This is a genomic window from Ruegeria sp. CDSC085 (genome assembly GCF_059610465.1).
This window is the reverse complement of sequence record NZ_JBXWNR010000003.1, coordinates 176,421-194,245: the sequence shown is the minus strand read 5'-3', so window position 1 is coordinate 194,245 and position 17,825 is coordinate 176,421. Positions and strand designations below refer to the sequence as shown.

The following is a 17,825-nucleotide window of genomic DNA, read 5'->3' as shown; positions in this document are numbered from 1 at the left end:
TCGCCAAAGCAGTGAAATGGGCGTAGAGGACCCTCATGCTGAATCCCATGCCGCTTTCCGAGGCCCAGAGCCTGCCGTTCTGGCGCCGCCCCATCACGCTCTTGTTCATGATGGCGCTGACCATGCCCATTGCGTTCAACGCATGGAGCGCGCTGCTGAACAATTTCGTCATTGAGGCGGCAAACTTTGACGGGGCTGATATCGGTCTGTTGCATACGGTGCGCGAGATTCCGGGTTTTCTGGCGGTTGGCGTGATTGCCGTCATCATTTTCATCCGCGAGCAGGTGCTGGCGATGATCTCGTTGATGATGCTTGGTGTCGCAACGGCTGTGACTGCTTGGTTCCCTAGTCTAGGCGGGTTGCTGTTTGTGACCTTGTTCAGTTCGATCGGGTTCCATTACTACGAGACTGTCAACCAGTCACTTCAGTTGCAATGGTTGCCCAAGGACCGCGCGCCGCAAATTCTGGGATGGCTGGTGGCGATGGGGTCGGCGGCGACCATGGTTGTGTACGGGCTGATCGTACTGACCTGGGATCGTTTTGATCTGTCGTACAACATTGTCTTTATGGCTGCGGGCGGTGTTACAGCTTTGCTGGCACTGTTCTGCCTGTTTGCCTATCCGCAATTCGATGCACCCACACCACAGACCAAGAAGCTGATCCTGCGTAAACGCTACTGGCTGTATTATGCGCTGCAATTCATGGCCGGTGCACGGCGGCAGATATTTGTCGTCTTTGCCGGGTTCATGATGGTCGAGAAGTTCGGATTTCAAGTGCATGAACTGACCAGCCTGTATCTGATCAACCTGATGATCAACATGATGGCCGCCCCATTGCTTGGAAAGGCGGTGGCAAAGTTTGGAGAGCGGCGCACGCTGATCTTTGAATATACCGGTCTGGCTATCGTGTTCGCTGCTTATGGTGGCATCTATTGGTTCGGCTGGGGGGTGCTGTTGGCGGCGACCCTGTACGTGATCGACCATGTGCTGTTTGCGCTGGCTTTGGCATTGAAAACCTATTTCCAGAAAATCGCCGACCCTGCTGACATCGCGCCGACCGCTGCAGTGGCCTTCACAATCAATCATATTGCGGCGGTGTTTTTGCCCGCTTTGCTTGGCCTGCTTTGGGTGGTGTCGCCGGGGGCCGTGTTCGGCCTGGCCACGGCTATGGCCATCGGTTCACTACTGCTGTCCCTGTTGATACCGCGTCATCCCGAGCCGGGCAACGAAACCATCCTGACCAAGTACGCCCCCGCCCCCGCGGAATAGGCCTCAGCGCTTGACCTTCACGGCGCGGCGTCCTAGGCGCGGTGTTAATCGAGACAGGAGCCCCCAATGCCCACATTCACCGCACTGACCACGCTGACAGGTAAGAAAGCCGCCGAAGGTCTGGGCGAGGCGATGGAACGTCTGGAGCCGGAGCCAACGGGCGTTGGTGTGTTCGAAGTCGAAGACGACTCTGGCCTGTGGGAGGTCGGCGGATACTTCACCGAAGCCCCGGACGAGACTGCATTGGCGGTTCTGGCCGCCGCGTTCGGCGCCAAACCGTTTGTTGTTTCAGAACTGCCGGAAACCGACTGGGTTGCACATGTGCGACGCGAACTGGCGCCAGTCGAGGCGGGCCGTTTCTTTGTCTATGGCAGCCATGATGCCGATAAGCTGCCCGAAGGCCGTATTCCGCTACTGATCGAGGCCGCGATGGCCTTTGGCACCGGCCACCATGGTACGACGTTGGGCTGCCTTAAGGCTTTTGACAGGCTGCTGGACGAAGGCTTTGCAGCAACAAAAGTGGCGGATATCGGTTGCGGCACCGCCGTTCTGGCCATGGCCGCAGCCCGGGTGTTTGACGGCGACATCATTGCCAGCGACATCGATGAAGTGGCCGTGGACGTGGCCGAAGCCAATCTGAAAGCAAACGGCATGGCAGGTGCAGTGCAATGCGTTGAAGCCGCAGGGTTCGGTCACCCCGATCTCAAGGCGCACGCGCCCTACGACCTGATCTTTGCGAATATTCTCAAAGGTCCCTTGGTGGCCCTGTCGCCGGAAATCGCAGCGAATCTGCGTCCCGGCGGGTATGCAATCCTGTCGGGAATCCTTAATGAACAGGCTGATGACGTCGTATCTGTTTATTCTCAAAATGAACTCAATCTAACTCACAGGGGTGAGATTGGTGAATGGACGACGCTAATCTTAACGAAACAGGGCGCAAACTAGGCTATTTGCAGGAGTTTTGTGGAATTTTGCCACGATTTTGTCGTAATCTCTTTTTACCGTTTCCTGACTGAAGTCGAGGGGGGCGGTTTTTGGAGGCTGCCATGACGGGTAAACAACTGGAGTTCACTCAGCGCGTTAATCGCCTGAACAAGAAGCATCAAAAGATGAGCCGTGGCTATCGCGCGACGATGCGCAGGGATGGCCTGGTCGTCATGAAGCCGCAGCGGGTAAGTTCGGCAGTGCCTGCCAGGGTACTGTTGCTCACACTTCTGGGAGTTCTGGCGTTCAAAGCGTTTCTTTTGTCCAGCCTTGGCCCGACCGGATACCAATATCGGATCGATAGTTTGAACGAAGGCACATCGGTCGAGAAAGCCGGTGCGTGGGTGATGCAGATCGACCCGGTGTCGCAAGCGCTGGCGGTTCAGCTCAACAAGATTTTGTACTGATTATCAGTCTTCGGACGAAAAAACACCGCGTGCCTGGGGCATGCGGTGTTTCTGTTTGCCCTCTAGGGAAAAGAAAGGGGCGAATGAGTGTGGTGGTCGGTATTACCGGCGACCTTGGGCGATGGCGTCGATGTCGCCACGGCACAGGCCGATGTCTTCCAGTTCGCGATCGCTCAGACCAGTCAGCGCATTGCGGGTAACGCGGGCGTCATTCCATTCGACGGCGGCGTTCACGGCCGATACGAAAAATGCGCCGATACGGCCAGCAAGGCCGAATGAGCCAGTGGAGGCGAAGCGGGTTGTGTCCAGTGCAGCCATATCCTGTTTCCTTCTGGTTGGTGTTCACTTTGCAGTCTTGCGATCTGCCCGGCATTTAGTGCCGCCATATCGCCTGCACAAGTTCCGTTTTTGCATGTGTCCTATGCGTTTTTTGCAACGCTTCACGAAGCTGTAATCCCCTTAAATATTTGGTTAAAATGCGTTCATAACAGTGTCGAATTCAGACATCCTCATGTCGCAAATCGCGCGTTAAGTCGCCTGTGGAACAGGTCTGTCGTTTTCAGCTCATGGGTCAATTCGCTTGGAAAATGTTCACGCTTCGTGCTAGGCGTTGAAAAAAGATCACAGAACCCGAGCAGGCCGAGGCAAAACATGCGAATTCTGGGCATTGATCCGGGGCTTAGGACCCTGGGATGGGGCGTCATCGAATCAAATGGCAGCCGCCTGAGCCATGTGGCCAATGGTTTGTGCAAGTCGGATGGAGATGATCTGGGTGAGCGGCTGTTATCTCTTCACAACCAGATTGTCGAAGTCATCGCCGATTACCAACCGGATCAGGCCGCCATCGAACAGACTTTTGTGAACAAGGATGGCGCCGGCACACTCAAACTGGGTCAGGCGCGGGGGGTGGCGTTGCTGACACTGGCTCAGGCTGGATTGCCGGTGGGAGAGTACGCACCCAACCGCGTCAAAAAGACCGTGGTTGGTGTGGGTCATGCCGAGAAAGAGCAGGTGCTGCACATGGTCAAACTGCAATTGCCGGGCTGTTTGCCGAAAGGGGCCGATGCGGCAGATGCGCTGGCGATTGCGATCTGCCATGCCTATTACGGAAAGACGCAACAGGCGCGTGTGAAAGAGGTGCGGGCATGATTGGTAAACTGACAGGTCGCTTGGACTACCGCGCGGCGGATCACGTGCTGATCGATGTGCGTGGCGTTGGCTACCTCGTCTATTGTTCTGACCGGACCATGGCTGCGTTGCCGGGTGTGGGTGAGGCGGTCTCGATCTATACAGACATGGTCGTGCGCGAAGACCTGATGCAGCTTTACGGTTTCCTCTCATTGATCGAGAAAGAATGGCACCGCCTTTTGTGCTCGGTTCAGGGGGTCGGAGCGAAGGTATCTCTGGCGATCCTCAGCGCACTTGGGCCGGACGGTGTCAGCCGCGCAATCGCATTGGGCGATTGGAGCGCGGTCAAGGCGGCCAAAGGTGTCGGACCCAAAACGGCCCAGCGGATTGTTTTGGATCTCAAGGACAAGGCTCCGGGTGTCATGGCCATGGGCGGCACGGTTACCGAGGCGATGGATGGGCCAGAGCTTGAAGTCGTCGAGCCGGGTGAACCCGCGTCCGCGCCAAAACGTTCGGTGAAGCCGCCTTCTGGCGCGTCTGCCGCGTCCGCCGGGGCGTTGTCGGCGCTCGCCAATCTTGGATATGGGCCGTCCGACGCAGCAGCGGCCGTGGCCGAGGCGGCGGCCAGTCAGCCTGAGGCGGGAGAGGCGGATCTGATCCGTGCTGCGCTCCGCTTGTTGGCTCCGAAAGGCTAGATGAATGGTAGACGCTGATCCCACTGTGCGCCCGGAGCCCCTGCCCGAGGACAACGACCGCGCGCTGCGCCCGCAGGGGCTGGACGAATTCATCGGTCAGGCTGAGGCGCGCGCCAACCTCCGCATCTTCATCCAATCTGCGCGCCAAAGGGGCGAGGCGATGGATCACACGTTGTTTCATGGACCTCCGGGGTTGGGTAAAACGACCCTCGCGCAGATCATGGCACGCGAGCTAGGGGTGAACTTCCGCATGACCTCGGGCCCGGTTCTGGCCAAGGCGGGTGATCTGGCGGCGATCCTGACCAATCTGGAGACGCGCGATGTGCTGTTCATCGACGAGATTCACAGACTGAACCCGGCGGTGGAAGAAGTGCTTTATCCGGCAATGGAGGACTTCGAGCTGGATCTGGTGATCGGTGAAGGCCCGGCCGCCCGCACCGTTCGGATCGAACTGCAACCTTTTACGCTTGTGGGGGCGACCACTCGGATGGGTCTGCTGACAACGCCCTTGCGCGACCGGTTTGGCATTCCGACGCGACTTCAGTTCTATACGATTGACGAGTTGCACGAGATCGTCACCCGCAACGCGCGTAAGCTGGGCGCGCCAGCCGATAATGATGGCGCGCGCGAGATTGCGCGCAGGTCGCGCGGGACACCACGTATTGCCGGGCGCCTGCTGCGCCGGGTGGTGGATTTCGCCATAGTCGAAGGAGATGGGCGGATTACGCGCGAATTGGCCGACGGTGCCTTGACGCGTTTGGGCGTCGACAATCTTGGCCTGGATGGCGCGGACCGGCGCTATCTGAAACTGATCGCTGAAAACTACGCCGGCGGGCCGGTTGGGATCGAGACGCTGTCGGCGGCGCTCTCGGAAAGCCGGGACTCACTGGAAGAAGTGATTGAACCCTATCTGCTGCAACAGGGCCTGATCCAGCGAACACCGCGTGGGCGTATGTTGGCCCAAAAGGCCTGGACGCATCTGGGAATAGCTGCGCCCAAGCGGCAGAGCGATCTGTTTGGTTGATGCCAGCGCCCAGAGATTTTATGCCTCTCCGTGTGAGGTTTTTCGAATAGATGAAGGGCTGGGCGTGACACCGGAAGAGATTGAGGCACTGTTTACGCGCGAAAGCGGTGAGTTTCTGTTTGCGCGTTGGGGGCGGCCCATCGTGCCGATTGTGTTTGGAGTAGAAGACGAGACGCTGTCCACTGTGAAGGGCGCATTCGAGGCTGTTGTCACTCTGGCCGGTCACAAAATGGCCGAAACCGACCCCGAGCTTGGTGCCAACTGCATGATCTTCTTCTTCCGGGATTGGCAAGAACTGCTGGAAGTGCCGGATCTTGATCGTCTGATTCCCGATCTGGCACCGTTGGTCGAGCGCTTGGTTGAAGCGGATGCAAACCAGTACCGCATTTTCCGGTTTGAAGAGGACGGCGCGATCCGTGCGGCTTTTGTTTTTCTTCGCATGGACAAGCAGTTGTCCAAGGTGCCGGCGGAAGCGCTGGCGCTGAGCCAGGTGGTGCAAACCATTCTGCTTTGGTCCGATACTGCGTTTCGAACGCAATCTCCGCTGGCTGTGGCAGGTGAAACGACGATCCTGCGCCCCGACATTGCTGCGCTAATCCGGTCAGCTTATGATCCGGTTCTGCCAGGGGCGGCCCAGGATGCGTCTCATGCGCTCAGGTTGTTTGCCCGGTTGGAGCCACCGCAATGAAACACATCTACTCGGTTCGCGTATATTATGAAGACACCGACATGGGCGGCGTTGTCTATCACGCGAACTATCTGCGGTATATTGAACGTGCGCGTTCGGATTGGGTGCGCAATCTGGGCAATGACCAGAACGCGATGCGGGAAGAGGGCATTGTTTGGGTCGTGCGGCGGGTTGAGGCCGATTACCTTTCGCCTGCCAGGTTCGATGACGAACTGATCGTCGAAACCGAAGTCACGGAAATCTCGGGTGTGCGGCTGACCATGGCGCAGCTGGTCCGGCGCGGCGAGACCGAGATTTTTCGCGCCTCGGTCACAGCTGTGTGCATCAACAAGGACGGCAGGCCGATCCGACTTCCGGCAGAGATTCGCGCATTGATGTAACAATTTGCGTCTCAGGGGTGGTTCTGTTGGCATTTCAGCCCCAACTGCGTTAGCGTTTGGCAAAACAAGGCCAAACAAACGGCCGTCAGGCAAAACAAAGAGCAGGTTCATGGAAGCTGAAACGCTGGCGCTGGCGCAGGAGATCGATTTCTCTATGTGGGGGCTGTATGCCCGCGCGACCTTTATCGTCAAATTGGTGATGTTGATGCTGATCGGCGCATCTATCTGGTCTTGGGGTATTATTATCCAGAAGCTGATCAATTACCGCGCGGCCCGTCGCGAGGCGCAGACATTTGACGAGAGCTTCTGGTCCGGAAACCCTTTGGACGAGTTGTTCGAACAGATCGGAACCCAGCCGGATGGCAGTTCAGAAAAGATTTTTGCAGCGGGCATGATCGAATGGCGAAGGTCGCACCGAAATGATGGCGGATTGATTGCCGGAGCGACCGCGCGGATAGACCGTTCCATGGATGTGGCCATTGCGAAAGAGGCAGAGACCTTGCAGAAAGGTCTGCCCATTTTGGCCACGGTTGGATCGACTGCGCCGTTCATCGGCCTGTTTGGTACCGTCTGGGGCATTATGAATGCCTTTATCGAAATCGCAGAGCAGCAGAATACCAACCTGGCGGTCGTGGCCCCAGGTATTGCCGAGGCGCTCATGGCGACGGGGCTGGGCCTTCTGGCGGCGATCCCGGCGGTGATTTTTTACAACAAGCTCAGTGCAGACTGTGACCGCATCGTGGGCGGGTACGAAGCCTTTGCCGATGAATTCGCCACCATTCTGTCGCGCCAGTTGGACAGCTGACAATGGGTGCGGCGGTTCAGCAATCTTCGGGTGGAAACGGGCGCAGGCGCGGCCGGCGTCGCGGTCGCGCGCAACCCATGGCCGAGATCAACGTGACCCCGTTTGTGGACGTCATGCTGGTTTTGCTGATCATCTTCATGGTGGCCGCGCCATTGCTGACCGTCGGTGTTCCGGTGGATCTGCCCAAGACCGCTGCCAGTGCTTTGCCCAGTGACAATGAAGAACCGTTGACCGTGACTCTGACGGCAGATGGACGTGTGCAAATTCAGACAACTGACGTGTTGCGCGAAGAGTTGATTGGCAAGCTGCGGGCCATCGCCGCAGAGCGGAGTAGTGACCGGGTTTTCCTGCGCGCCGATGGCGCAATTCCTTACGCTCAGGTCATGCAGGTTATGGGTGCGCTGAACGCAGGCGGGTTTTCCAACGTTGGGCTTGTGACCGATACGGGCGGGCCGACGCTGGATGAAGGTGGAGAGTGAGGCCGCACGGTGGATACCGGCACCAAGATTTCGGCGATTGCGCATGTCAGCCTGATCGGAGCGGCGCTGTTCGGCGGCACCTTCCGATCCGAGCCGTTGCCGATGGCCGTACAGGATGTGTCAGTGATTACCGCTGAACAATTCGCGGCCATGACGGCCCAGCGGGATGCGCCTGCGATCCCGGAGGTGCCGACGGCATTGCAACAGCCGCCCGAACCACAGGCTGAGACCAAGCCGCCAGAACCTGTGGTCGAGGAACAGCCGCGCCCTGAACCCGTCGTGCCTGCCGAACCCGAACCCGAGCCTGCTCCTGTAATCGTCGAAGCGCCGCCGGAACCGGACGTGCCGGAAGAACCGCCAACATTGACAGAGCCCGAGGTCGAACCTGTCGCACAGCCTGTGCCCCCGGGGCCCGAGGCGCAGCCGCGCCCGTCGGATCGTGTCGCCCCCGAGGCCATAGCGCCACCACCGCCCGAGGCAAAACCGGATGATTTCGAAACGCCGCCGGTGTCTCTGGACGAAGGCGCCGAGGTTCAGCAGGAACAACAGGATCAGACTGCGCCGGAAGAAGCGGCCCCGGAGATCGTGACCGAGGCAGAGGAAACCAAAGAGCAGTCTCCGCTTACGTCACCGCGACCGCGGGTGCGTCCGAACCGCCCAAGCCCCCCGCCCGAACCTGTTGTTGCGCAGACACCGGAAGCGGTACCTGAACCTGACGCACAGGCCGATGAGGCCGCAATCAATGACGCTCTGGCCGAAGCCTTGGGCAGCGGAACCGAGCCTTCCGGCCCACCGCTGACCAGCGGCGAGAAGGACGCGATGCGATTGGCCGTATCCAAATGCTGGAACGTGGGCTCTTTGTCTACGGATGCGCTGAGCACTGTGGTCGTTGTAGCATTTTCGCTGAACCGTGATGGTACAGTTGTGGATGGCAGCATTCGGATGCTGGACAGTTCTGGCGGGTCTGCGGGTGCGGCCAATCAGGCCTATCAGGCCGCCCGGCGCGCGATTTTACGCTGCGGGGCCAGAGGATATGACTTGCCTGCTGACAAATACGCTCATTGGCAGGATGTTGAGATTACATTCAATCCCGAGAGGATGCGGATCAAATGATGAAACTTCTGACCAGCCTCTTTGTCGGCCTGACGCTGATGTCTGCGCCGGTTCTTGCACAGAACGGTCCCCTGCGACTGGAGTTGGACCAGGGCATTATCGAACCATTGCCCTTTGCGGTACCGAACTTTGTCCCCGATGGCCCGTCAGCGGCGCAATTTGCACAGGACATCTCGCGCGTGGTGGCGGCTGATCTGACGGGAACCGGTTTGTTTCGCGAAATCTCCTCGGATGCGTTCATCAGCAGGGTCAGCAGCTTCGAAGCACCGGTTCAGTTTGCCGATTGGAAAGCGATCAATGCCGATGCGCTGATCACGGGGGCGGTCAATGTTTCGGGCAAGAACCTCACGGTTCGGTTTCGGGTCTGGGATGTGTTTTCGGGTCAGGAACTGGGGAACGGCCTTCAACTGGCGGGTACCACCGAAGGCTGGCGACGCATGGCCCATAAGGTGGCCGATCAGGTGTACAGCCGGATTACGGGCGAGGGCGGTTACTTTGACAGCCGCGTGGCCTTTGTTTCGGAAAGCGGGCCGAAGAACCAGCGCCTGAAACGTCTGGCGATCATGGACTATGATGGGGCGAATGTGCAGTACATGACCGACAGTGCGGCGATCGTGCTGGCGCCGCGCTTTTCGCCTACCGGCGATCGGTTGCTTTACACCAGCTATGAAAGCGGCAGCCCGCGCATCTATGTTCTGGATGTGGGCCGCGTCAAACGGCAGGAACTGAAGACGCAGGACGGAACCATGAGCTTCTCGCCCCGCTTTTCGCCGGATGGTCGATCGATCGTGTATTCATTAATTCAGGGCGGAAATACGGATCTGTGGAAAATGGATCTGGCCTCGGGGAAAAGCACCCGTCTGACCAACACGCCGGCGATTGAAACCGCACCCAGCTATTCGCCCGACGGCAGCCGGATCGTGTTTGAAAGCGACCGTTCTGGTACGCCGCAGCTTTACGTGATGCCTGCGAACGGAGGCGAGGCCACGCGGATCAGTTTTGGCGCAGGTCGTTATGGCACGCCGGTTTGGTCCCCGCGTGGCGATCTGATTGCCTTTACAAAGCAAAACCAGGGCCGTTTCCACATTGGCGTGATGCGCACGGACGGGTCCGAAGAGCGGTTGCTGACGGCCTCGTTCCTGGATGAAGGCCCGACGTGGTCGCCCAATGGACGTGTCATCATGTTCACCCGTGAAACGCAGGGTGCCAGTGGCCGGGCCTCGCTTTATTCGGTGGATATCTCGGGCCGCAACCTGCGCCCTGTACGTACACCGGATGGCGGCAGTGATCCGTCATGGGGCCCACTACAGAATTGATCGCAGCAAAGTTCACAACGAATCGTCCCTGTGGTAGACAGGCGGCAATAATCAAAACACGAGGCACTTGAAATGAATGTATTGAGCAAAGTCCTGGCGTTGGGCGCGCTGAGTGTGATCGCGGCCTGTACGAACAATGACCCCTCTGCCTTGGGCGGCGGTGGTGCCGGTGGCACTGGCGCAATCGTACCGGGCTCGCCCAGTGACCCGCGTTCGCCAGCGTATTTCCAGCAAACCGTCGGCGACCGTGTTCTGTTCGCCGTGGACCAGTCGACCTTGTCTCCGCAGGGGCAGACCGTACTGCAAGGACAAGCCGACTGGCTGCTGGCCAATCCGGATTTTGTTGCCACGATCGAAGGTCACGCGGATGAGCAGGGCACGCGCGAGTACAACCTTGCACTGGGCGCGCGTCGGGCAAATGCCGCGCGTGAGTATCTGATTTCGCGCGGTGTCGCGGGCAACCGTCTCAAAACCGTCAGCTACGGCAAGGAGCGCCCGATCGAAATTTGCAGCGTTGAGGAGTGTTATTCCAAGAACCGCCGCGCGGTAACGGTGCTGACCGGGTCAACTCTGGGGTAAGACAATGCGTATTGCAGGATGGGTATTGGCGGCGGTCATGGCGACGACCGGTGTTGCACAGGCACAAGATCAACAGACCTTGGCTGACATACGCCAGGAACTGACGGTGCTGTACGTGGAAATTCAGCGTCTGAAGCGCGAGTTTTCCACCACAGGATCCCCCGCGCCAAATTTGTCCGGTAGTTCGATTCTTGAGCACGTCGACGCAATAGAGGCCGAATTGCAGCGCCTGACCCGTCAGACCGAACAGCTTAACCAGCGGGTGCAGAGCATTGTCTCCGATGGCACCAATCGCATCGGGGATCTGGAATTTCGTCTGTGCGAGTTGGAGGCAAATTGCGAGATATCGGGTGAGCCGACGAGCACGCTGGGTGGAGATGGCACGGATGCTGGTACAGCTGCAATCACGCCTGCCACACCACCTGAAACAGATCAGGGTGAACTTGCTGTAGGTGAACGGGCGGATTTCGACGCGGCATCGCAAGCGCTGGCCGAAGGCGACTATCAGACCGCTGCCACTTTGTTTGCGCAGTTTGAAACAAGCTATCCCGGCAGCCCTCTTGCCCCTGAAGTTAATCTGAAAAGAGGTCATGCGCTTGAAGGCCTTGGCGACACCCGCGAAGCCGCGCGTGCGTTCTTGGCTAGCTTTACCGGAGATTCCGAAGGTCCCTTGGCCCCCGAGGCCCTCTATGAATTGGGCGCGGCGCTGGGGCGTCTGGGGCAGACCGATCAGGCTTGCATCACTCTCAATGAAGTTGGTGTGCGCTTTCCATCCGCACCCGCGTTTGCGAATGCCACGCAAGAGATGTCTGCGCTGGGGTGTTCTTGAGACGACACAGCGAAAACCTGCTTGCAGAGCTTCGCGCCCGGCTTCCCGAAAGGCTTCCGCGCAAACTGGGGGTAGCGGTATCAGGCGGTGGGGATTCTGTCGCGCTGATGCATCTCTTGCATGAGATCGCTCAAACCGAAACGACCACCGTTTTTGTTGCCACGGTCGATCATGGCTTGCGCCCCGAGGCCAGGCAGGAGGCCGAGGCCGTGTCCCGCCAGGCCGCTGCATTGGGGATGGCTCATGATACTTTGCATTGGGCGGGTTGGGACGGCGCTGGCAACTTGCAGGATCATGCGCGTCAGGCTCGTTACAAATTGCTCGCCGACTGGACGCGGGAGCGCGGAATAGACGCCATGGCGTTGGGGCATACAGCAGATGATCAGGCGGAAACGCTGTTGATGCGCCTGGGTCGATCATCAGGTGTCACGGGTCTGTCCGGCATGTCCGCAAGTCGGCAACTGGCAGGGCTGACATTACTGCGACCTATGCTGGGGATCACCCGAAAGGACCTGCGAGCCTACCTGGCCGGTATCGGCGCATCGTGGGTCGAAGATCCGTCGAATCAGGACACACGTTTCGACCGCATCAAAGCGCGAGAAGCCCTATGTGGCCTCAAACCATTGGGAATTGACGCGCTTTCACTGTCTCGAGTGGCCGACAATCTGGCGCAGGCACATGCAGCCCTGGGTGTGTTTGCGCAGGAATCCGCACGGAATGTAGCCCAGGTTGAGCAAGGTGATGTGAAGGTGGACAGAGTCGGGTTTGCCGCATTGCCCAAAGAAATCCGACGCCGCGTGTTGGTTGGAAGCCTCGCCTGGATCGCAGGGCAGGGATACCCCCCGCGCCAGGCTGCGGTCGAGCAGGCGATGGAGGCCATGACCGACGGACGGCCTGGATCGGTCGGTGGGTGTCTGTTGGTCCCCAAGGGCAATAGTGTTTGGATTTGCAGGGAATTTAGGGCCGTGGAGGCTCAGATATCAGCATCCGACGAAGTATGGGATGGCAAATGGGTCTTAAGCGGACCCGAAATATCCGGTGCCGAGATCCGTGCTTTGGGTGAAGGTGGGCTGCGACAGGTGCCCGATTGGCGCGAAACAGGCCGCCCCAGACTTGCCTTGAGCGCGACGCCTGCTGTCTGGCAAGGGGGAACGGTGCTGGCTGCTCCGCTTGCGGGATTTGCGAACGGATGGCGCGCGGACATGTCACCAGAATGGCCCGAGTTCTACGCATCTTTTTTATCGCATTGAACATACCACAATCCTCTCTATTTTAAGAGGTAACTTGGCAGCTCCTCACCTGCCGGAACTTTTGGGAGAATTTCCTTGGGCAACGCTCGCAATATCGCGTTTTGGGTCGTTCTGTTCTTGCTCATCCTTGCACTGTTCAATCTGTTCAGTGGACCGGGCGGAACGCTTCAGAGCAATGAGAGAACTTATTCCGACTTTGTCGGCGCCGTGCAAGGCGGCGAAGTCAAGAACGTGACGTTGGATGGCGAGCAGATTCGCTATACCACAGAAAGCGGTGCGACTTATGTCACGATCAAACCCGGCGATGCCGAAGTCACCAAGCTTTTGATCGATGAGAACATCCCGGTTCAGGCGGTCAAGCAACAACAGTCAGGCTTCCAGTCGTTCCTGATCACGCTCTTGCCGTTCCTGCTGCTGATCGGTGTCTGGGTTTATTTCATGAACCGGATGCAAGGCGGTGGCAAAGGCGGCGCGATGGGCTTTGGAAAATCCAAGGCTAAGATGCTGACCGAGAAGCATGGTCGCGTGACCTTTGATGACGTCGCAGGCATCGACGAGGCCAAGGAAGAACTGGAAGAGATCGTAGAATTCCTGCGCAATCCGCAGAAATTCAGCCGGCTTGGCGGCAAGATCCCGAAAGGTGCTCTGCTGGTGGGACCACCGGGGACGGGTAAGACATTGCTGGCCCGTGCCATCGCGGGTGAGGCGGGCGTTCCGTTCTTCACCATTTCGGGGTCCGACTTTGTCGAGATGTTCGTAGGTGTCGGTGCATCCCGTGTCCGCGATATGTTCGAACAGGCCAAGAAGAATGCGCCCTGCATTGTGTTCATCGACGAGATTGACGCCGTTGGCCGCCATCGTGGTGCCGGTTATGGCGGTGGTAACGACGAACGCGAACAGACCCTCAACCAGTTGCTGGTCGAGATGGACGGCTTTGAAGCCAACGAAGGTGTGATCATTCTGGCGGCTACCAACCGCAAGGACGTACTGGACCCGGCTTTGCTGCGTCCTGGCCGGTTCGACCGCAACGTCACCGTTGGCAATCCTGACATTAAAGGCCGCGAAAAGATTCTGGGCGTACATGCCCGCAAGACACCTCTGGGCCCCGATGTCGATCTGCGCATCATTGCGCGCGGGACACCGGGTTTCTCGGGTGCTGATCTGGCAAACCTCGTGAACGAGGCCGCGTTGATGGCTGCCCGCGTAGGCCGTCGCTTTGTAACCATGGAGGACTTTGAGAACGCCAAGGACAAGGTGATGATGGGCGCCGAGCGCCGCTCGATGGTGCTGACCCAGGACCAGAAGGAAAAGACCGCCTATCACGAGGCCGGACACGCCGTTGTCGGCCTGAGTCTGCCGCTATGTGATCCGGTCTATAAGGCGACGATCATCCCGCGCGGTGGCGCGTTGGGTATGGTTGTATCGCTGCCAGAAATGGACCGTCTGAACTATCACCGTGATGAATGTGAGCAAAAGCTGGCTATGACCATGGCCGGGAAAGCCGCGGAAGTGATCAAATATGGTGAAGATCATGTGTCGAACGGCCCGGCCGGGGACATCATGCAGGCCAGCCAGTTGGCGCGCGCCATGGTGATGCGCTGGGGTATGTCTGACAAGGTTGGCAATATCGACTATGCCGAAGCGCATGAGGGATATCAGGGCAATACAGCCGGGTTCTCGGTCTCTGCCCATACCAAAGAACTGATCGAAGAAGAGGTGAAACGCCTAATCCAGCAAGGATACGAGCGGGCGCACCAGATTCTGACCGAAAAGAACGAAGAATGGGAGCGTCTTGCGCAGGGCCTGCTTGAGTATGAAACCCTGACTGGGGATGAGATCAAACGCGTAATGAATGGCGAGTCACCCAGCGAGGATGATGATGAAGGCGACAAGCCGGATGAAGGCAGCGCGCCCAGTGTCACGGCCATTCCTAAGACAAAGGCCAAGAAGTCTCCTCCCGATGATGGCGGGATGGAGCCTGAACCCACTGCATAGGCAAAAGAAACAGACCCGGGGCACGCTCCGGGTCTTTTTTCTTTTCATCGGGGTTTTGCCGGGCATTATGCGCGCAAGCAAAAGGATGAAAAGGGAAGGCTATGCCGTTTCTACGGGAAACCGAGTATACTGCTGAAGTAATCTGGCTTGGCCATGTTCCTGCGGGAAAATCCCTGCGAGCTGATGCCGTTGATACGCTTGATCTGGGCTTCGACGGCGTAAAGGGCGAGCGCCACGAGGGGCTTAATCGCGCGTCATGTGTCAGGGTCTCAAATCTCTATCCAAAAAGCACCGAAATTCGCAATGTGCGTCAGCTTTCGGTTCTCTCTGCCGAGGAGTTGCAGCAAATTGCGCAGGACATGGGGTTGGACCAGCTTGATCCGTCTTACCTTGGGGCGTCCATTGTGCTGCGTGGGATCCCGGATTTCTCACATATTCCACTGTCTTCACGTCTTCAGGCAAAAAGTGGGATGACGATAACAGTAGACATGGAAAACGCCCCATGTGTTCTGCCTGGGCGCGAGGTTGAAGCGGATCACCCTGGGTGTGGCCCGACTTTCAAACCTGCGGCGGCCGGACGTCGGGGCATCACTGGATGGATAGAGCGACCTGGACGCATTCAACTTGGGGATCGGCTAAAGCTGTTTGTTCCGGATCAACCTGCCTGGGCTTGCGAAAACGGGCTTGTTTCCGATTAGAAACCCCTGAAACGAACTTACGACGCTTCACGACGCCAGAATGTCGGAATCCATGGCTATTGAAATTGTACACAAGGGTATGGAATGCACAGCGCCGACGCCCTGCGTCGGCTTTGCACGGTATTCAATCAAGGACCCCGGCCAATGAGCTACAAATCCGATATCGAAATCGCCCGCGAAGCGAACAAAAAGCCGATTCAGGAAATCGGTGCCAAGATCGGCATCGACTCTGCGGATCTGCTGCCTTACGGCCATGATAAGGCAAAAGTCAGCCAGGACTTCATCAACTCGGTGCAGGACCGCGAAGATGGCAAACTGATCCTGGTCACTGCGATCAACCCGACCCCGGCAGGTGAAGGCAAGACCACTACCACCGTTGGACTTGGTGACGGTCTGAACCGTATCGGCAAAAACGCGATGATCTGTATCCGCGAAGCCTCGTTGGGCCCGAACTTCGGCATGAAGGGTGGCGCTGCTGGTGGCGGCTACGCGCAGGTTGTTCCGATGGAAGAGATGAACCTGCACTTCACCGGTGACTTCCACGCGATTACGTCGGCGCATTCGCTGCTGTCGGCGATGATCGACAACCATATCTACTGGGGTAACGAGTGCGAGATTGATATCCGCCGCGTTGCATGGCGTCGCGTGGTCGACATGAATGATCGGGCGCTGCGTCAGATCACTGCATCTTTGGGCGGAGTGTCGAACGGTTTCCCGCGCGAAACCGGCTTTGACATCACCGTGGCGTCGGAAGTCATGGCGATCCTCTGCCTCGCCAACGACCTGAAGGATCTCGAAAAGCGCCTGGGTGACATCATTGTTGCCTACCGTCGCGACAAGACCCCGGTCTATTGCCGCGACATCAAGGCCGAAGGCGCGATGACTGTTCTGCTGAAGGACGCAATGCAGCCCAACCTGGTGCAGACGCTGGAAAACAACCCGGCATTTGTTCACGGTGGCCCGTTCGCGAACATCGCACATGGCTGTAACTCGGTCATCGCGACCAAAACCGCTCTGAAAGTCGCCGACTACGTCGTGACCGAAGCGGGTTTTGGTGCCGATTTGGGCGCTGAGAAGTTCATGAACATCAAATGTCGCAAGGCGGGCATTGCCCCGTCGGCAGTTGTTCTGGTTGCGACCGTGCGCGCGATGAAGATGAACGGCGGCGTTGCCAAGGCTGATCTGGGTGCGGAAAACGTCGATGCGGTTCAGTCGGGCTGTGCCAACCTGGGCCGTCATATCGAAAACGTAAAGTCGTTCGGTGTGCCGGTTGTTGTCGCAATTAACCACTTCGTTACCGATACGGATGGCGAGGTTCAGGCCGTTAAGGACTATTGTGGCGAGCACGGCGTCGAGGCTGTTCTGTCGCGTCACTGGGAACTGGGTTCCGAAGGGTCTGCCCCGTTGGCAGAGAAAGTTGTCGAAATCGTCGAAGGCAGCACCGCGAACTTTGCACCGATCTACCCCGACGAAATGCCTCTGTTCGAGAAAATCGAAACCATTGCCAAGCGTATCTATCGCGCTGACGAGGTTCTGGCCGACAACAAGATCCGCAACCAGCTGCGCGAGTGGGAAGAGGCGGGATATGGCAACCTGCCGGTCTGCATGGCCAAGACGCAGTATTCCTTCTCGACCGACCCGACGCTGCGCGGTGCGCCCACCGGCCATTCGGTTCCGGTGCGTGAAGTTCGCCTGTCCGCAGGCGCCGGTTTCATCGTGGTTGTCTGCGGCGAGATCATGACCATGCCCGGTCTGCCTCGCAAGCCGGCCGCTGAAACCATCTGCCTCAATGACGCAGGTGAGATCGAGGGCTTGTTCTAAGCTGCTGAATAAGACATCTCGTGGTCCGGGGATTCATTCCCGGGCCATGAGGAGATGACGATGCCCACTCTGACACCGCCCCAGAACTGTAACACGATGCAGGACCTGCGGGCCGAGATCGACAAGCTGGATCGCCAACTGATCGAAATGTTGGTGACTCGCGCGAGTTATATTGACCGCGCGTCGCAGCTGAAGCCGGGCGAGGGCCTTCCGGCCCGTATCCCGGAACGCGTCGAAGAGGTGGTGCAACGCGTGCGTGCAAACTCGGACGCGCTGGGGATGGACCCGGATCTGGCCGAGAAGCTATGGCGCATATTGATTGACTGGTCGATTGCACGCGAAGAGCGCGTGATTGGCACCGACTGA

The 17,825-nt window shown here is 58.4% G+C and carries 20 protein-coding genes; 19 read left to right on the top strand and 1 reads right to left on the bottom strand.

Annotation, left to right across the window (positions count from 1 at the left end):
- Positions 1 to 35 precede the first annotated feature (35 nt).
- The 3 genes from AC2FJB_RS07365 (at position 36) to AC2FJB_RS07355 (ending at position 2,659) form a co-directional block, all read left to right on the top strand.
- Positions 36 to 1,268: an MFS transporter gene (locus tag AC2FJB_RS07365; RefSeq protein WP_496717749.1), complete on the top strand. Its 1,233-nt coding sequence runs from the start codon at positions 36 to 38 to the stop codon at positions 1,266 to 1,268.
- A 66-nt stretch (positions 1,269 to 1,334) separates the two neighbouring features.
- Positions 1,335 to 2,213 carry a 50S ribosomal protein L11 methyltransferase gene (locus AC2FJB_RS07360; protein ID WP_496717748.1) on the top strand — a complete coding sequence of 293 codons (879 nt, stop codon included), beginning with the start codon at positions 1,335 to 1,337 and terminating at the stop codon, positions 2,211 to 2,213.
- A gap of 101 nt (positions 2,214 to 2,314) precedes the next feature.
- Complete coding sequence (locus AC2FJB_RS07355; RefSeq protein WP_117869743.1) at positions 2,315 to 2,659, top strand: hypothetical protein; 345 nt, start codon at positions 2,315 to 2,317, stop codon at positions 2,657 to 2,659.
- A 102-nt stretch (positions 2,660 to 2,761) separates the two neighbouring features.
- Here AC2FJB_RS07355 and AC2FJB_RS07350 read toward each other — a convergent pair whose 3' ends face one another.
- Positions 2,762 to 2,977 (bottom strand): DUF1127 domain-containing protein, encoded by a 216-nt coding sequence (locus AC2FJB_RS07350; protein WP_117869742.1) that lies wholly within the window; start codon positions 2,975 to 2,977, stop codon positions 2,762 to 2,764.
- A 333-nt stretch (positions 2,978 to 3,310) separates the two neighbouring features.
- Between AC2FJB_RS07350 and ruvC the strand changes: the two genes are divergently transcribed.
- The 16 genes from ruvC (at position 3,311) to AC2FJB_RS07270 (ending at position 17,825) form a co-directional block, all read left to right on the top strand.
- Positions 3,311 to 3,808, top strand: a complete 498-nt coding sequence (ruvC, locus tag AC2FJB_RS07345) for a crossover junction endodeoxyribonuclease RuvC (RefSeq protein WP_117869741.1) — start codon at positions 3,311 to 3,313, stop codon at positions 3,806 to 3,808.
- A complete protein-coding gene (gene ruvA / locus AC2FJB_RS07340) occupies positions 3,805 to 4,482 on the top strand; it encodes a Holliday junction branch migration protein RuvA (protein WP_299898555.1) in 678 nt (225 codons plus the stop codon). Before ruvC ends, ruvA begins: the two co-directional genes overlap by 4 nt.
- 4 nt (positions 4,483 to 4,486) lie before the next feature.
- Positions 4,487 to 5,506, top strand: coding sequence for a Holliday junction branch migration DNA helicase RuvB (gene ruvB / locus AC2FJB_RS07335; RefSeq protein ID WP_496717747.1), 1,020 nt, complete (start codon positions 4,487 to 4,489; stop codon positions 5,504 to 5,506).
- Positions 5,507 to 5,570: 64 nt separating this feature from the next.
- Complete coding sequence (locus AC2FJB_RS07330; protein ID WP_496684082.1) at positions 5,571 to 6,194, top strand: hypothetical protein; 624 nt, start codon at positions 5,571 to 5,573, stop codon at positions 6,192 to 6,194.
- The gene (gene ybgC, locus AC2FJB_RS07325; protein ID WP_496717746.1) at positions 6,191 to 6,574 is read left to right on the top strand and encodes a tol-pal system-associated acyl-CoA thioesterase; all 384 of its coding nucleotides are present in this window, start codon (positions 6,191 to 6,193) and stop codon (positions 6,572 to 6,574) included. The genes AC2FJB_RS07330 and ybgC overlap by 4 nt, the downstream gene beginning before the upstream one ends.
- 109 nt (positions 6,575 to 6,683) lie before the next feature.
- Entirely contained in the window at positions 6,684 to 7,379 is a 696-nt protein-coding gene (tolQ, locus tag AC2FJB_RS07320; protein WP_117869737.1) for a protein TolQ, read from the top strand.
- A 2-nt stretch (positions 7,380 to 7,381) separates the two neighbouring features.
- Entirely contained in the window at positions 7,382 to 7,858 is a 477-nt protein-coding gene (gene tolR, locus AC2FJB_RS07315; RefSeq protein WP_117869736.1) for a protein TolR, read from the top strand.
- A 9-nt stretch (positions 7,859 to 7,867) separates the two neighbouring features.
- Positions 7,868 to 8,971: a cell envelope integrity protein TolA gene (gene tolA / locus AC2FJB_RS07310; protein WP_496717745.1), complete on the top strand. Its 1,104-nt coding sequence runs from the start codon at positions 7,868 to 7,870 to the stop codon at positions 8,969 to 8,971.
- On the top strand, positions 8,968 to 10,287 hold the full coding sequence (gene tolB, locus AC2FJB_RS07305; RefSeq protein ID WP_299898568.1) for a Tol-Pal system beta propeller repeat protein TolB: 1,320 nt from the start codon (positions 8,968 to 8,970) through the stop codon (positions 10,285 to 10,287). Before tolA ends, tolB begins: the two co-directional genes overlap by 4 nt.
- A gap of 72 nt (positions 10,288 to 10,359) precedes the next feature.
- Positions 10,360 to 10,866, top strand: coding sequence for a peptidoglycan-associated lipoprotein Pal (pal, locus tag AC2FJB_RS07300; RefSeq protein WP_117869733.1), 507 nt, complete (start codon positions 10,360 to 10,362; stop codon positions 10,864 to 10,866).
- A gap of 4 nt (positions 10,867 to 10,870) precedes the next feature.
- Positions 10,871 to 11,695 carry a tol-pal system protein YbgF gene (gene ybgF / locus AC2FJB_RS07295; RefSeq protein ID WP_496717744.1) on the top strand — a complete coding sequence of 275 codons (825 nt, stop codon included), beginning with the start codon at positions 10,871 to 10,873 and terminating at the stop codon, positions 11,693 to 11,695.
- Positions 11,686 to 12,945, top strand: coding sequence for a tRNA lysidine(34) synthetase TilS (gene tilS, locus AC2FJB_RS07290; protein ID WP_496717743.1), 1,260 nt, complete (start codon positions 11,686 to 11,688; stop codon positions 12,943 to 12,945). Before ybgF ends, tilS begins: the two co-directional genes overlap by 10 nt.
- 75 nt (positions 12,946 to 13,020) lie before the next feature.
- The gene (ftsH, locus tag AC2FJB_RS07285) at positions 13,021 to 14,940 is read left to right on the top strand and encodes an ATP-dependent zinc metalloprotease FtsH (protein WP_117869730.1); all 1,920 of its coding nucleotides are present in this window, start codon (positions 13,021 to 13,023) and stop codon (positions 14,938 to 14,940) included.
- 101 nt (positions 14,941 to 15,041) lie between these two features.
- Complete coding sequence (locus AC2FJB_RS07280) at positions 15,042 to 15,638, top strand: MOSC domain-containing protein (RefSeq protein ID WP_496717741.1); 597 nt, start codon at positions 15,042 to 15,044, stop codon at positions 15,636 to 15,638.
- A gap of 144 nt (positions 15,639 to 15,782) precedes the next feature.
- On the top strand, positions 15,783 to 17,459 hold the full coding sequence (locus AC2FJB_RS07275) for a formate--tetrahydrofolate ligase (RefSeq protein ID WP_496717740.1): 1,677 nt from the start codon (positions 15,783 to 15,785) through the stop codon (positions 17,457 to 17,459).
- A 60-nt stretch (positions 17,460 to 17,519) separates the two neighbouring features.
- Complete coding sequence (locus AC2FJB_RS07270; protein ID WP_117869727.1) at positions 17,520 to 17,825, top strand: chorismate mutase; 306 nt, start codon at positions 17,520 to 17,522, stop codon at positions 17,823 to 17,825.